12 protein-coding genes are annotated in these 13516 nt (G+C 64.2%); 6 read left to right on the top strand and 6 right to left on the bottom strand.

The annotated features are described in order from the left end of the window. Nucleotides 1-130 precede the first annotated feature (130 nt). From WDJ60_RS05035 to WDJ60_RS05015, 5 genes are all read right to left on the bottom strand, one after another. Complete coding sequence (locus WDJ60_RS05035; RefSeq protein WP_340098907.1) at nt 131-1069, bottom strand: ABC transporter permease; 939 nt, start codon at nt 1067-1069, stop codon at nt 131-133. Beyond that, a complete protein-coding gene (locus WDJ60_RS05030) occupies nt 1066-1998 on the bottom strand; it encodes an ABC transporter ATP-binding protein (protein ID WP_340098906.1) in 933 nt (310 codons plus the stop codon). The genes WDJ60_RS05035 and WDJ60_RS05030 overlap by 4 nt, the downstream gene beginning before the upstream one ends. 71 nt (nt 1999-2069) lie before the next feature. Next, nucleotides 2070-2429, bottom strand: coding sequence for a cell division protein SepF (locus WDJ60_RS05025; RefSeq protein ID WP_340098905.1), 360 nt, complete (start codon nt 2427-2429; stop codon nt 2070-2072). A 55-nt stretch (nt 2430-2484) separates the two neighbouring features. Further along, entirely contained in the window at nt 2485-3783 is a 1299-nt protein-coding gene (locus WDJ60_RS05020) for an MFS transporter (RefSeq protein ID WP_340099057.1), read from the bottom strand. Nucleotides 3784-3858: 75 nt separating this feature from the next. Continuing rightward, nucleotides 3859-4383, bottom strand: coding sequence for an RNA-binding protein (locus WDJ60_RS05015; RefSeq protein ID WP_340098904.1), 525 nt, complete (start codon nt 4381-4383; stop codon nt 3859-3861). A gap of 111 nt (nt 4384-4494) precedes the next feature. On the opposite strand from WDJ60_RS05015, the gene WDJ60_RS05010 reads away from it, so the two are divergent. Together WDJ60_RS05010 and WDJ60_RS05005 are read left to right on the top strand one after the other, a co-directional pair. After that, a complete protein-coding gene (locus WDJ60_RS05010; RefSeq protein ID WP_340098903.1) occupies nt 4495-4806 on the top strand; it encodes a DUF7562 family protein in 312 nt (103 codons plus the stop codon). 199 nt (nt 4807-5005) lie between these two features. Beyond that, nucleotides 5006-6322: a ribonuclease R family protein gene (locus tag WDJ60_RS05005; RefSeq protein WP_340098902.1), complete on the top strand. Its 1317-nt coding sequence runs from the start codon at nt 5006-5008 to the stop codon at nt 6320-6322. Between the two features lie 13 nt (nt 6323-6335). Here WDJ60_RS05005 and WDJ60_RS05000 read toward each other — a convergent pair whose 3' ends face one another. Next, nucleotides 6336-6980 carry a DUF6517 family protein gene (locus tag WDJ60_RS05000; protein WP_340098901.1) on the bottom strand — a complete coding sequence of 215 codons (645 nt, stop codon included), beginning with the start codon at nt 6978-6980 and terminating at the stop codon, nt 6336-6338. A 158-nt stretch (nt 6981-7138) separates the two neighbouring features. On the opposite strand from WDJ60_RS05000, the gene WDJ60_RS04995 reads away from it, so the two are divergent. The 4 genes from WDJ60_RS04995 (at nt 7139) to WDJ60_RS04980 (ending at nt 13511) form a co-directional block, all read left to right on the top strand. After that, entirely contained in the window at nt 7139-8794 is a 1656-nt protein-coding gene (locus tag WDJ60_RS04995) for an acyl-CoA synthetase (RefSeq protein WP_340098900.1), read from the top strand. A gap of 81 nt (nt 8795-8875) precedes the next feature. Then, nucleotides 8876-10465 carry a bacterio-opsin activator domain-containing protein gene (locus tag WDJ60_RS04990; RefSeq protein ID WP_340098899.1) on the top strand — a complete coding sequence of 530 codons (1590 nt, stop codon included), beginning with the start codon at nt 8876-8878 and terminating at the stop codon, nt 10463-10465. A 201-nt stretch (nt 10466-10666) separates the two neighbouring features. Further along, a complete protein-coding gene (locus WDJ60_RS04985) occupies nt 10667-12775 on the top strand; it encodes a hypothetical protein (RefSeq protein WP_340098898.1) in 2109 nt (702 codons plus the stop codon). Between the two features lie 52 nt (nt 12776-12827). Further along, nucleotides 12828-13511, top strand: coding sequence for a class I SAM-dependent methyltransferase (locus tag WDJ60_RS04980; RefSeq protein WP_340098897.1), 684 nt, complete (start codon nt 12828-12830; stop codon nt 13509-13511). The last annotated feature ends 5 nt before the right edge of the window (nt 13512-13516 follow it).

Raw genomic sequence — 13516 nt, 5'->3', positions numbered from 1 at the left:
ACCGAGACAGTCCACGTGGTGTGGTGCTGTCTTCCGTCGCACTCCCCGTGAGTGCAACGCGGCGCGAGCCCCGCGGAAGTGGGGGTGTCCGGTCCTCTGGGCAGGAGGTGGGCGCCCTGCTTTTCGCGGGTTACTCTACTAACCCGTAGCCGCGCTTGAACAGCCAGACGTCGACGGCGATGACGACGACGGTCAGTCCCGCGAGTGCCCCGAGTGCGAGATTGACGGGAACGTCCGAGTAGCCGAGGAAGCCGTAGCGGACGCCGTTGACCATGTGAACCATCGGATTCAGCAGCGAGATGGTCCGGTACGGTTCCGGCAGGGCGTCCAGCGCGTAGAAGACGCCGCCGAAGAAGACCAGCGGCCGGATAATGAACTGGTTGAGGACGGTGAGATAGTCGAAGTCACGCGACCACAGCCCGCCGACGATACCGAAGGCCGCAAAGAGCACGGCGATGAGCACCAGGAACGCCCCCAGATACACCGGATGGGCGACAGGCAGTGTCGTCCCCGTCACGAAGAGGAATCCGAGCCCGATACCGGCGATGATACTGCCGACGAGGACGCCACGCAGTGCCGAGGAGAGCAGATAAGCCGCGACCATCGAGCGATGGGAAAGCGGCGACGTGAGCACCGCCTCGATGTAGTCGTTCCAGCGACCGTGGAAAATCGAAAAGGAAGCGTTCTCGAAGGCGTTCGAGATCGTGCCGAGCACGATGAGTCCCGGGAGGATGAAGACGATGTACTGAAAGCCCGCAATCTGGTCGATGCGCCCGCCCAGGATGACGCCGAAGACGGCGAAGTAGAGGACGTTCGTGATCATCGGCGGGATGAACGTGTTTCGCGGGCGGCGAATGAACCGCAAAATCTCCCGCCGAAGGAGCGTCCGGAACCCACCGAATCCGCCCGTCCCACGATGTTTTCCCGTCGCAGTGGTCACGTCAGTGTCGGCGGTCGTTTCGCCGCTCGCACCGGTTTCCGTGGCGATACCCCCGTCAGTTCGAGAGTCGCCGACGGTCCGCGCAGTGTCCCCCGTCCGTGACTCGTCGGAGGTGGACTCGTCGCTCATTGTGTCACCGCCTCTTCCTGGCGTGTCATGTCGACGAAGACCTCTTCGAGCGACGCACGACGGATGTCGAGGTCAGTCACCTCGTAGCCCAGCCTGTCGAGTTCCCGGAACAGGTCCGGAATGACTGTCCCGCTCCCGCGAGCGGTCACGACGAGTCGACCGTCCTCCATCCGCGCGTCGACAATCCCGTCGTGGGCGAACTCCGGCGCGGTCGCCGGCGGGTCCGCGAGCCCGACGTCGATGGTGTCGGTGCCGCGGGCGGTCAGGTCGTCCGGCGACGCGACTTCGACTTTCCGTCCCCGGTCGACGATTGCCACGCGGTCACAGAGGCGCTCGGCCTCCTCGATGTAGTGAGTCGTCAGCAGGATGGTCGTCCCGCCGGCGTTCATGCGCTCGATGACCGACCACAGGTCCCGGCGAAGTTGGACGTCGACGCCAGCCGTCGGTTCGTCGAGGATGAGCAGGTCGGGGTCCGAGACGAGCGCACGGGCGAGCATGAACCGCCGTTTCATCCCGCCGGAGAGCCAGTCGAAGCGGGTGTCTGCCTTCTCGGCGATACCGACTGTTTCCAGTGCGTTCATCGCGCGCTCGCTGGCTTGCTCGGAACTGAACCCGTGGTAGCCGGCCTTGTGTTCGAGCACTTCGCGGATGGGGAAGAAGCGGTCGACGTTGTACTCCTGTGGAGCGAGGCCGATGCGATCACGAACTTCGCGGTACTCCTCTGTCACGTCGAAGCCGAAAACTTCGGCGCGGCCGCCGTCGAGTCGGGCCAGCCCCACCAGCGTGTTGATGAAGGTGGTCTTGCCCGCACCGTTGGGGCCGAGCAGGCCGAAAAACTCGCCGGCATCAACAGTAAAGGAGAGTCCATCGAGCGCCTGCACGTCGCCGTAGGACTTGCGGAGGTTGTCGGCGTCGATTGCCGCTGTCATTACTCGCTAGCAGCAGTCTCACGTGCAAAAGCGCGTCGTACTGGCGCGAAGACTCCCGACGCGTCGACAGCTTATCGGCCGAGCCGCTCGCGGCTGATTGCGACCCCAGCCGGCGTGATGAGCAGTTGGTCGTCGTCCTTCTGGACGATATCGCCCCCGACTTCGCGGGCGACCTGCTTGAGTTCGTCCGTGATGTGTTCCATCGTACGGTCGTTCGTCGAGTGGCGCGTGATGTCCGCGACCACAATGTCGCCGTCGTAGACGGCGTCCTTGATGTCGATAACGTCCGATTTGTCGCTGATGTTGGCGATGCGAACCTGTCGGCTGGCCTCGGTGTCCGCGACTTCGAGGTTACCGGCCTCCAGTTCGACGTAGTCCTCGGTCGCTCGGTTGCCACCGGAGTCGCCGAGAATCTTGCTCATCAATCCCATACAGTCTCTCCCGAGTGGCAGCGCTTTCAACTTTACGTCAGACGCAGTTGCCGGGTCAGACGCTGGACTGTCGCCGGGCGAGCACGAGTCCGACGAGCGACGCCACACCGGCAAATCCAGCAAGCGTCAGGAACAGGCCCGCAACGCTGCCGAACTGGAGGATGGCCCCGGCGATACCACCGCCGAGCGCGCCGACGCCGAAGACGCCGAGGTACGTAAAGCCGTACGAGAGGCCGCGCGTCCCCGAGGGGGTGTACTCCGCGACCGTCGCCTGATACAGTGGCTGAACAACAAAGAGGCCAGCGCCGAGAACCGAGCCGAGAACCAGGAGCGGTCCCAGCCCCATCTCGGAGACGGGAACGAAGAGGAGCGCGAGCACGGCGAGTCCAGCGAACGAACCGGCAATGCCGTACTCGACTGGAACCCGGTCAGACAGTTTGCCGCCGGCGTACTGACCGAGTGCGCCAATCAGGAGAAGCCCCGAATAGAAGTACGTCGCCGGTTCCAGTGTCTGGCCGCCCTCGGCCGGCACCGACAGGACCGAGCGGAGCGGTTCGGGCAGCAGTGAGCCGACCGGAACCGGGTCGAATCCTGGTAGTTCGCTCACCAGTTCCGGCATGAAGGTCAGGATCCCCCGGTAGTACAGCCCCGAGCACATCACGACGACGAACACCAGCGCGAACGTCCCGGCGAAGAGCCGTCTGGACTGGTTGAGGAACTCGGCCAGCGACTCGACGCCGGCGTCGGCCTTCGAGTCGCTACCATCTGCGTTCTCGTCTCCGCCGTCGGTAACGGGTTCGACGGCGGCCGTCTCGTCGAAGTCCGCGCGGGCGGCGTAGACGGCCGCGAGCAGCGCGGGTGCGCCGAGCACGAGCGCGACGGTCCGCCAGTCGACGAAAAGCAGTAGTATTGCGGCGGTCAGCGGTCCGAGCCCGATGCCGAGGTTGCCGGCGATGCCGTGGTAGGCCAGCCCGGTTCCGCGTTCGTCGACGCCCTTGCTGATGAGCGAGAGGCCGGCGGGGTGATAGACGCTGGCGGCGACGCCCCAGAGGATGAGCGCGAACGCGACAACGAGCATGTTCGGGGCCATCCCGAGCAGGAGGTAGGAGAGTCCCATGCCGGCCAGGCAAAACGAGATGAGCCGGCGGGAGCCGATTCGGTCGACGAGGACGCCACCGGGGAGCGCGCCGACGCCAAACAGGCCGTAGCTGACGGTGACGACGAGTCCGATGGTCGCGCTGGTGACCGGGAGCGTGGTGACGCCGAGCGAGATAGTCTCGAACTCGACGAGCCAACTCAGGATGAAGATAGGCACGGCCATCTCGTAGGTGTGGACGGCCGCGTGAGCGAGCATCACCAGTGCCGTAATCGCCCGGTCGTTCGCGTTCACAGTTCCGTATTCCTCCGAGTACTCCCTTCAGTCCGTCGGTTACACCGTGAGCTCGAACAGGTCGTCACCGACGTGGTGAATCGATTCGACGACGCGTCCCTCGGAGCCAACCATGTCATCGCCGTCGGTCAGCGCACGGCCGATAGCGAGGAACTTCCCGTGCCCCTCCTCATTGATGACAACCAAATCGCCCTCGCTGATGTCGTTGTCGGCCTCGACGATGCCGGGACGCATCACGTCCGCACCATCGGAGACGAACTGGATGGCACCGGCGTCGACGGTGACGATGTGCTTCTCGGGCGGGTGAGCGTTTGCGCCCTGAACGGTCACGAACGGTTCCTTCTCCGCGGCTTCGCCGCTCCGATCCGAGGCGCTTTGCGCCTCGCTGCCAGTATAGAACACGAACGGGTCCCCGTCGACGAGGACGATGTCCCAGTCGGTGTCTTCGAGTTCGACCTTTTCGAAGGAGTCGGCGTCCAGTTCGACGCCGAGGTTCGCTTCGAGTGCGTCGCGTATCTCGTCGATAGCGTCCGAGCGAAGGTGGTGACGCGACTTGACTTCCATGTGGCCCATCTCGCGTGCCCGGGGCATAAACGCCTCGCACCACGAGCGCGGAGCCACGGAAGTCTGACAGGTTTCCAAACACCCATAGTGTGGGGTGCCGTACCATCGTCTATGTGGCGCTCCCGGTCCGATGGGGACGTGACCTGCATCGCCTGCGGCGACGAAGTCCCACGGTCGAAGGCCCGCGAGTACGACAGATACGGCGATCGCTGGGGCAGTCGCGACCGCGAGTTCGAGTACCTCTGCAAGCCCTGTCACCGGGAGTGCTGTCACCAGCCCCGGAAGGGACTAGAGGAGACGCTCATCAAAGCCGACGCCGGTCACGTTTCTCGAGACACGTTCGTCGCACAGTTTCACGACATCGTCAGTGACGGCGCCGCCGACAGCGACTCACAACAGGAACGCGAGACAGAACGAGAGTGACAGAGACTTCGTGAAGTCGGTCCGCGTTGTCTCACGGGTCGCGTCACTCACCGCTCGTTTTCACGAGGACTCACTTCGTTTGTCTTCGCCTCCCCTGCTCGCGGCTCCAGTCGTCGCCGCTCGCAATAACGAGGTTCTTCCCTCCGGTCAGAACCTCGCACCCGACACCACTAACTACCGCCTCACCGTAGCCGGGGACATGACTGATTCAGAGCAGGCCGCCGCCGGCACGGCGGAGGCCCAGGGCCCCGTCGAAATCGACGAAGAGATGGCCCGCCACATCGAGAACAAGCGCGACGAGTTATTAGAGAAGTTCGACATCCCTGACGAGTTCCCGCCGGAGGTGCTGGAGGAAGCCGAAGAGCGCACGGAGGGCATCGAACAGCAGATTGCCGACGAAGTCGACGAGCGCGAGGACCTGCGCGAGATGACGACGTGGACGACAGACCCCGTCGACGCCCAGGACTTCGACGACGCAATCTCCGTCGAGGAGCACGACGACGAGTACGTCCTCTGGGTCCACATTGCCGACGTGACTCACTATGTAAATCCGGACACTGCGATGTGGGACGAGGCCGTCCGCCGCGCAAACACCGTCTATCTGCCGGCCTACACCATCCACATGCTCCCGCCGGTGCTAGCCGAGACGGTCTGCTCGCTGGTCCCCAACGAGGACCGCCTGGCCCACACCGTCGAGATGCACCTCGACAAGGAGAACCTCTCCTACGAGACCATCGACATCTACAAATCCGTCATCCGGAGCGACGCTCGCTTGACCTACACCGAAGCCGAGACGCTGCTCGACGACCCCTCGGCGGCCGACGACTACCTCGAAGACCAGTCAGTCGACCTCGCGGAGAAGACGGAACTCGTCTGGGACCTCGCCAACCGGATGCACGAACAGCGAAAGGCGGACGGCTCGCTCGTCCTCAACCCGAGCCGCGACCGCGCCCACACCATCATCGAGGAGTGCATGCTGAAAGCGAACAAGGCTGTCACGCACGAACTGATGTGGGACCGCGGCGTCGAGGCGATGTACCGCGTCCACCCACAGCCATCTCCCGAGGAGTGGAACGAAGCCCTCCAGGAGATTCAGGACCTCGATGGCGTCTCGATTCCGGGCAGCGGGTGGGACGACCCGCGCCAGGCAGTCAACGCGACGCTCGAAGAGGCACCCGGCCGCCAACTGGACAAGATCCAGTGGGCGGTGATGAAGGTGATGCCGCGGGCGAAGTACATGAACGACCCCTTCGGCGGCCACCACGCGCTGAACTTCGAGATTTACGGCCATTTCACCAGCCCGATTCGACGCCTGTCGGACCTCATCAATCACTGGATCGTCTACACGAACGACGTGCCGGAGGACCTCATCAAGCTCTGTGACCGCGCCAGCGACCGGCAGAAAGACGCCGAACAGTGCGAGCGCGAGTACAAGAACTTCCTCGAAGAGGTCGGCCTGGACCCCAGTGCGGTCAACAACCGCGGGATAGAAGTCATCGAGGAGGAGGAGGAGTAGATCGCGACCCCAATCAGGCCGATTCGACCGCTTCCATCAGCGAGAGGATGTTCGATTCCTCGCGTTCGTTGCCCTGCGGATAGCTGCCAAACGTGACAACGAAGTCGCTCCCGAGTTCGACGGCCTCGCTGACGTGGAGATAGATTTCGATTGGATTCCCCGAGAGCGCAGCGTCAGATGCGAACTTGACCTGCGTCGTCGTGTTCCCGTTGATCGTGACCTCGCTCTCGTCTCGCTCTTCGATGTTCGAGAACTCCTCGTAGGTGTCCTGCACCCGCTGTGCGAGTTCTCGTGCGGACATGTCCTCGATGGGGTTGAACGTCTCACCGAGCACCTCGGCCTGGGGCGTCGTCAAGGAGGTGAACACCGCAGCGCGTTGCTCACCAAGCGGGCCCAGGTCGATAGATTTCTCGTAGTTGGCCTGGACGTTCGTCGCCACGACTTCCCGAGTCTGGCCGCCGGCCGAGAGCTCTCGCCTGACTTCCATCTCCTCGTTACCCGTGAACTCGTACCCCGTCTCCTCGAGCACCGAGTCGGACACCGCCGACGCGCTCGCGCTGAACGTCGCCGGTTCGTTTCCGAGAATGAACCCACAGCCAGCTGTCGCCGCTGCCAGCGCTGTCCCTGCACTGGCGAGATAAGTTCGTCTGTCGACCATCGTGCCACAGAACGACGGTCGAGCTATAAGTGCTCTCTGGCCCCGTACCCTGGTTGCGATTCGTAGACATACCGGCTAGCGCGAGTGACGACGTCAATTCCTTCGAAGGTATCGGCTATACCCTGGCTTACATAGGGGAGTGTGCAGTATCTCGTGGTATGTCGTGGCACCTCACGCTCGACGAGGACACCTACGAGGCCGCCCGCGAGAACTTCGCGTGGGAGTTCCCCGAGCAGTACAACATCGCGTGGGACTGCCTGCGGAAACACGAGGACACTGACCACCCGGCGCTCCACCAGGCGTTCCCAGACGGCCGGCGCGAGACGTACACCTTCGAGGAACTGGACGACCTGTCGAATCAGGTCGCACACGCACTCGAAGCCCGCGGCGTCGGGCGCGGCGACCGCGTGGCCGTCGTCGTCCCCCAGAAGCCGGCGAATCCGCTGACGCATCTCGCCTGCTGGAAACTCGGCGCGATCTCGCTGCCGCTCTCGGTGCTCTTCGGTCCCGAGGCGCTTCGCTATCGGCTGCAAGACAGCGGTGCCCACGTCGTCGTCGCCGACGAATCGATGCTCGACACGATAGCAGCGGTCCGCGACGACTGTCCGGAACTTGAACACGTCGTCGCTGTCGACGCCGACAATCCTGGTGCGGACATCGAGCGGTTCGACGAGGTACGGGCAGGCCGGCCGGCCGACCACGCGATTGCCGACACCGACGAGACGACCCCCGCAATCATCATGTACACCAGCGGGTCGACCGGGCCGCCGAAGGGTGTCCTCCACGGCCACGGCGTCTGGGTTGGACACTGCCCAGCCTTCGATATGTACTTCGAACGGGACGTGTTCGACGGCGTGTTCTGGACGCCGGCAGACTGGGCGTGGATCGGTGCACTCGGCGACCTGGTCTTTCCGGCGTGGCACTACGGTCGCCCGGTGGTGGGGTACCCGATGGAAGGGTTCGACGCCGAGACGGCCTTCGAACTGTGCGAAGAGTTCGATGTGACGGACACCTTCCTGCCGCCGACGGCCATCCGGATGATGATGAGCGTCGACGATCCCGAGGAGCGATACGACCTCTCGCTGGCCGCAATCTGTTCGGGCGGGGAGCCACTGACGCCGGAGATTCTCGACTGGGCCGCCGAGGAACTCGCGGGGGTGGCGGTCAACGAACTCTACGGCCAGACCGAGGCGAACCTCCTCGTCACGAACTGCAGACAGTGGTTCCCGGCACAGGCCGGGAGCATGGGCAAGCCAGTGCCGGGCCACAAGGTCGCTGTCGTCGACCAGGAGACCGGTGAACGGATGGCCGACGACGAGGTCGGGATGATTGCCGTCCGGCACGGGTCGGACCCGGTCATCTTCCAGGAGTACTGGAACGAACCCGAAAAGACGGCAGCAGCGAGCGTCGAAGCCGCGGATGGTGGTTCGGACTGGCACCTGACCGGGGACCTGGGGTATCGCGACGACGAGGGCTATTTCTGGTTCAAAGCCCGCGACGACGACGTCATCATCACGGCGGGCTACCGGGTCGGCCCCGGCGAGGTCGAAAGCGCCATCCTCGAACATCCGGACGTCGAGCAGGTCGGTGTGGTCGGCATTCCCGACGACACTCGCGGCGAGATCATCAAGGCCTTCGTCCAGCCAGTCGCGGGCGTCACGGGTGACGATGCCCTTCGGGACGCGATTCGAGACCTGGTACGCGACCGACTGGCACAGTACGAGTACCCCAGAGAAATCGCCTTCGTCGACGAACTGCCGACGACGACCACCGGGAAGATCCAACGCCGGAAGCTCCGTGAGCGGCATAAATAAACCGAAAACCAAACTGTTGAGGGAGTTCGTCGGCACTTTTAAGCGTCGCAGGACCGTGTGTGGGAGTGTCTACAGTCCTGCATGATACAGCGCGACTCACTCGCTCGGCACACGCTCGACACCCTCCCGTTCAACATCGCGGTCATCGACGACGACGGGACGATTCTGTTCACCAATCAGGCGTGGGACGAGTTTGCCGGCGTCGGCCCCAACGAGCGCGGCGAACTGGTCGGTGTGAACTACTTCGAATCGATGGACACCGAGGGGGACGAGTACGCTGCGCGGGCACTCGACGGACTCATCGCAGTGAGCGACGGCGACAGGGAGGTGTTCACGCTGGAGTACCCCTGTCACTCGCCCAGTCAAAAGCGGTGGTTCCTGATGCGTGCGGCCCCGCTCCCGGACCACGACGAGGGGAGCGTCGTCGTCGCGCACATCGATATCACACAGCGGAAACTGGCGGAACTGCGTGCCCGCGACCAGCGACGTGAACTCGAACACCTCGTCTCCCGCATCGACGGCCTCATCCAGGACGTGATGGAGGCGGTGTTGCAGGCGAACAGCCGCGACGAAATCGAACAGACAGTCTGCGACCGTCTTTTCAGTGTCGACCCGTACGTCTGTGCGTGGGTCGGACAGGTCGACTTGCGGACCGACAGGTTCGTCCCGACGACGACCGCCTGCGAAGCCTACCCCGAGGACGTATCGCTTCCGCTGGACAGCGATGACCCCGCAGTCCGGGCTGCAGAGACGGGTGAAGCACGGATTATCCAGGATACAACCGAAGTGGACCTCTCGGAGGTGCACCGGACGACGCTGCTCGACGACCCCGGGGCGCTCGCCTGCTTCCCGCTGGTCTACGGCGACACCAAGTACGGCGTGCTGACCGTCGCCGCCACCGAAACCGACGCGTTCGACGAGCGGGAACTCGCGGTGTTGAACGTCCTCGCGCGGGCGGCTTCGACGGCCATCAACGCCGTCGAGGGACGGCGCATCCTGACGACCGACAGCGTCGTCGAGATGGAGGTGACGCTCGGCGACGAAGGACTGTTCTTTTCGGAGTTCGCGCGGGAGTTCGACTGCACGATGACCTACGAGGGGTCGCTGTACGAGGACGACGGTTCCGTGACGATGCTGTTTGTCGTCGATGGAGCGGACAGCGAACAGATCGTTTCAGCAGCGTCAGATCGGGGCGACATCCGGTCGGTGACGAACGTCAGTCAGGGCGAAGACGGGGGCGTCGTCGAATTCACCGTCGACGAACCGCCGGTCGTGTCGGCGCTGGCCGAACGCGGCGTCGAGACGACCAGCATCACCGCAAGCGGTAACGGGGTCCGCATCACGCTGGAGATGCCGGCGAGTGCGGATCCGCGTGCGGTCATCGAGCAGCTTACCGACCGGTATCCGTCGACGAATCTCGTTGCCCGTCACGAGCGCGAGCGCCGCGAGCAGACCAAGCAGGAACTCGTCGCGGATATCGAGGAACGGCTCACGTCGCGCCAGGAACTCGCGCTCCAGAAGGCCTACCTCGGGGGCTTTTTCGACTGGCCGCGGAACATCTCCGGCGAGGACCTGGCCGAGTCGATGGATATCTCGCCGTCGACGTACCACCAGCATCTCCGGGCCGCCGAGCGGAAGGTGTTGGCGTCGCTGTTTGACAGCGAGGTTTGACCAGAGGAAAAACCTCGTAATAGCGAGCGGCGACCATCGGGAGCCGCGAGCAGCGAGGTTTGACTAGAGCGAGAGCTTTGCTCTCGTATCAATTATCCGTCTCTATTGATACGGTTCTGCCAGAACACTCATCACGTCGGCTCTCTCTACAGGGAGTGTGTTCGACGTATCGAGAACCGACCGGCTCACCGGGATGGAGCGATGAGCGACGAACCGACGGGCTCGGACGTGCGAGACCTGTCGCGACGAGACCTGATGAAACTCGCAGCAGGAGCCGGGGCTATCGGCGTGAGTGGCGCAGTCGGGTGGGAACTCCTGCAGAGTGGCCCGGATGCAGCGACAGAGACGCTACCGCCCGATGAGACCCGGGAGCTAGCGGAGCTGTACGCGCCAGAGGTGTACTTCGACAGTCACGAGAAGTGGTACCCGACGGACCCGCGGCCGTACGAGAGCGAGCGCGACGGGGAGACGATCGTCGACGGCTTCACCGCGCTCAACGACTACACGGAAGCCGCCGAGAGCAGCGAGCAACCGCCGAACCCGACAGTGTTCTACAACGCGGTCGCCTACGAGGACTCACCGCTTGCAGTCGTCCAGTTCTGGATGTACGCAGCGTTCGACCAGTTCACGACGAACTTCCACTGGCACGACTGGGAAGTGCTCCACGTGTTTCACGACCGAGAGACGGAACGACCACAGCTGTACGTCGCCAGCGCGCACGGGCGGTCAGTGCCGAACAACGAGTTTCTGGACCCGGACCCGGAGATGCAGCCGCGCATTCTCACGGAGTTGGCCTCACACTCCAGTGGCCTCTCGCTCAACGAGCGCGCCGACAGTTTCCAGCGAATCACGCTCGACGACACCATCGCCGACATCACCAACCTTACCGTCAACGGGCTCGAATCCATCGGCGAACTCCCGATTGCCTACGGCCTTCCCCGTGACGAGTCGGTCAAACTGCCCTACGCGATACCAGAGCTCGACGGGTCGCCGGTGTACGAGGACGACCGTCTGCCCGCCGTCGGGCCGGACTCGCTCGTCGACGAGTCGCTGACTGTCAGCGACTACAGCGGGCTGGTCTCACCCCCCACTGAGTTACCCGAACGAGAGACAGGACATCTATTTTCCTTCGAGGGCAGTGGAGACGTGACGTACGAGTTGCTGCCAACGACGAAACTGGAGCACATCAGCGATTTCACCGGGCCACAGTTGAGCTTCGAGTTTGCCATCCCGAAGTTCGCCGAGGACCAGATTTCGAACCACATCACGACCGCCGGGACGCCGTGGAAGGACGACCGCTACGAGAATCCGGCGGCGAACATCACGGAGCCAGTTCATAGAGCAGAACTGGCCGACCGATACGACGCCATCGCGGAGCCGAGCGGTGCCAGCCGCCTCATCGCGGCCGTCGGGCAGACCGTCCAGGACACCGACGCACCCGACGGCGAAGGAGTTACGACCGAGGAACCACCCGTCGAAACGGTGGCGCTGGTCGAGAGCGAACCGACGGCAGTCCCCTCGTTCAAAGGAATCGTCGTCGCCCAGGGGCTGCCAGACGGGGACCACCGGCTGACGGTCAACGGTCCCGGCTACGCCCCACACAGCGAGCAGGTCACCGTCGAGCAGGACGGACCGCCGACAGTCGCGGGAGCCGACGGGACGATTGCGCTGCCGGCCAAAGAGAACGCGGTAAAGCTCGGCGTCGACACCGAGGGAACCGACGCGGACCTGGACTCACTGGCCGTCGAAGACGACTTCGGCGGTCGTCTCTACGACGCGCCGCTCGACGGCCCGGACGCGGTGTACGTCGACCGGAACGGGGCCTACACGACGGAGGTCGTCGACAGGGACGGCGAGCGGGGAGCCTTCCGCGTCAACCCAGGCGAGGAAGAGTCACGAACTATCGAGCGCCCGGACACTGGGAAGGCCTCACTGGCATCGTTCGTCGCCGACGTGTCCAGCGAGACAGTCAGCAGCATTCGCGAGGCCGCCGATATAGAAGGCGACAGCGACGACGATGACGATGACCGGCAGGGCGGTCAGCCAGATGCACCCGGCGTCACGGGACTCGCACGGGCGCTGGAGGCCGCAAGCGACGCGGCCGCGCGGGCCGCAGAGCACGCACAGAAAGGCGACGGGCGCGGGACCGACCAGCGACTCGAAACAGCGCGTGCGCGACTCGCAGACGCCGCCGAGCGACTCGCCGAGGCGCGCGGTGACCTCCCAGAGACGGTCGGCAACGCCGTCGAGAAGCGTCTCGAACAGGGCACGCGCCGTGCAGACCAGGCACGCGAATCCGGGAAGCTCTGAGACGAGGGGTGCAGTCGAAGTCGTTTAGCCCGTCACTGTCCCACAGCCAGGTATGAGCGCACGAGAGGAGTTCGACACCTGGGCGGCGGACGGCCGCGACAAGGGAATGGAGGACCGGCACTGGCACACCGCAAAGCACGCGCTGGCCCGAATGCCGGTCGAGGCAGGCGACACCGTCCTCGACCTGGGCACCGGGTCGGGCTACGTACTCCGGGCACTGCGGGAAACCGCCGACATCGGCCGTGGCTACGGCCTCGACGCCTCCCCGGAGATGCTACAGAACGCCCGGTCGTACACCGACGACCCCCAGATTGGATTGTTTCGGGGAGATTTCGACGCGCTGCCGTTTGCCACCGACAGCGTCGACCACGTCTTCTCGATGGAAGCGTTCTACTACGCGACTGCCCCCGGTCGCACGCTCGAAGAGATTCGGCGGATTCTCCGGCCCGGCGGGACCTTCTACTGTGCGGTGAACTACTACGAGGAAAGCGAGCACACCCACGAGTGGCAGGAGATGATTGCTATCGAGATGACGCTGTGGAATCGTGCGGAGTACCGCCAGGCGTTCCGCGACGCCGGGCTGGTCGTCGCCGAACAGGACGAGATTCCCGACCGCGAGGTGGAGATTCCGCCCGAAGACGAGTTCCCAACCGAGGACTGGGAAAGTCGGGAGGCGATGGTCGACCGCTACCGGACCCACGGGACGCTTCTCACGGTCGGTGTCGCGCCGGCGTAGAGATT

Source organism: Salinibaculum salinum (assembly GCF_037645885.1).
GTDB lineage: Archaea > Halobacteriota > Halobacteria > Halobacteriales > Haloarculaceae > Salinibaculum > Salinibaculum salinum.
This window is presented reverse-complemented; position numbering and strand designations above follow the sequence as displayed.

What these genes read in the sequence shown, in the direction of transcription:
- WDJ60_RS05035 (WP_340098907.1), bottom strand. Translation starts at nt 1,069, where the DNA reads ATGAGCGACGAGTCCACCTCCGACGAGTCACGGACGGGGGACACTGCG.
- WDJ60_RS05030 (WP_340098906.1), bottom strand. Translation starts at nt 1,998, where the DNA reads ATGACAGCGGCAATCGACGCCGACAACCTCCGCAAGTCCTACGGCGAC.
- WDJ60_RS05025 (WP_340098905.1), bottom strand. Translation starts at nt 2,429, where the DNA reads ATGGGATTGATGAGCAAGATTCTCGGCGACTCCGGTGGCAACCGAGCG.
- WDJ60_RS05020 (WP_340099057.1), bottom strand. Translation starts at nt 3,783, where the DNA reads ATGCTCGCTCACGCGGCCGTCCACACCTACGAGATGGCCGTGCCTATC.
- WDJ60_RS05015 (WP_340098904.1), bottom strand. Translation starts at nt 4,383, where the DNA reads ATGGAAGTCAAGTCGCGTCACCACCTTCGCTCGGACGCTATCGACGAG.
- WDJ60_RS05010 (WP_340098903.1), top strand. Translation starts at nt 4,495, where the DNA reads ATGTGGCGCTCCCGGTCCGATGGGGACGTGACCTGCATCGCCTGCGGC.
- WDJ60_RS05005 (WP_340098902.1), top strand. Translation starts at nt 5,006, where the DNA reads ATGACTGATTCAGAGCAGGCCGCCGCCGGCACGGCGGAGGCCCAGGGC.
- WDJ60_RS05000 (WP_340098901.1), bottom strand. Translation starts at nt 6,980, where the DNA reads ATGGTCGACAGACGAACTTATCTCGCCAGTGCAGGGACAGCGCTGGCA.
- WDJ60_RS04995 (WP_340098900.1), top strand. Translation starts at nt 7,139, where the DNA reads ATGTCGTGGCACCTCACGCTCGACGAGGACACCTACGAGGCCGCCCGC.
- WDJ60_RS04990 (WP_340098899.1), top strand. Translation starts at nt 8,876, where the DNA reads ATGATACAGCGCGACTCACTCGCTCGGCACACGCTCGACACCCTCCCG.
- WDJ60_RS04985 (WP_340098898.1), top strand. Translation starts at nt 10,667, where the DNA reads ATGAGCGACGAACCGACGGGCTCGGACGTGCGAGACCTGTCGCGACGA.
- WDJ60_RS04980 (WP_340098897.1), top strand. Translation starts at nt 12,828, where the DNA reads ATGAGCGCACGAGAGGAGTTCGACACCTGGGCGGCGGACGGCCGCGAC.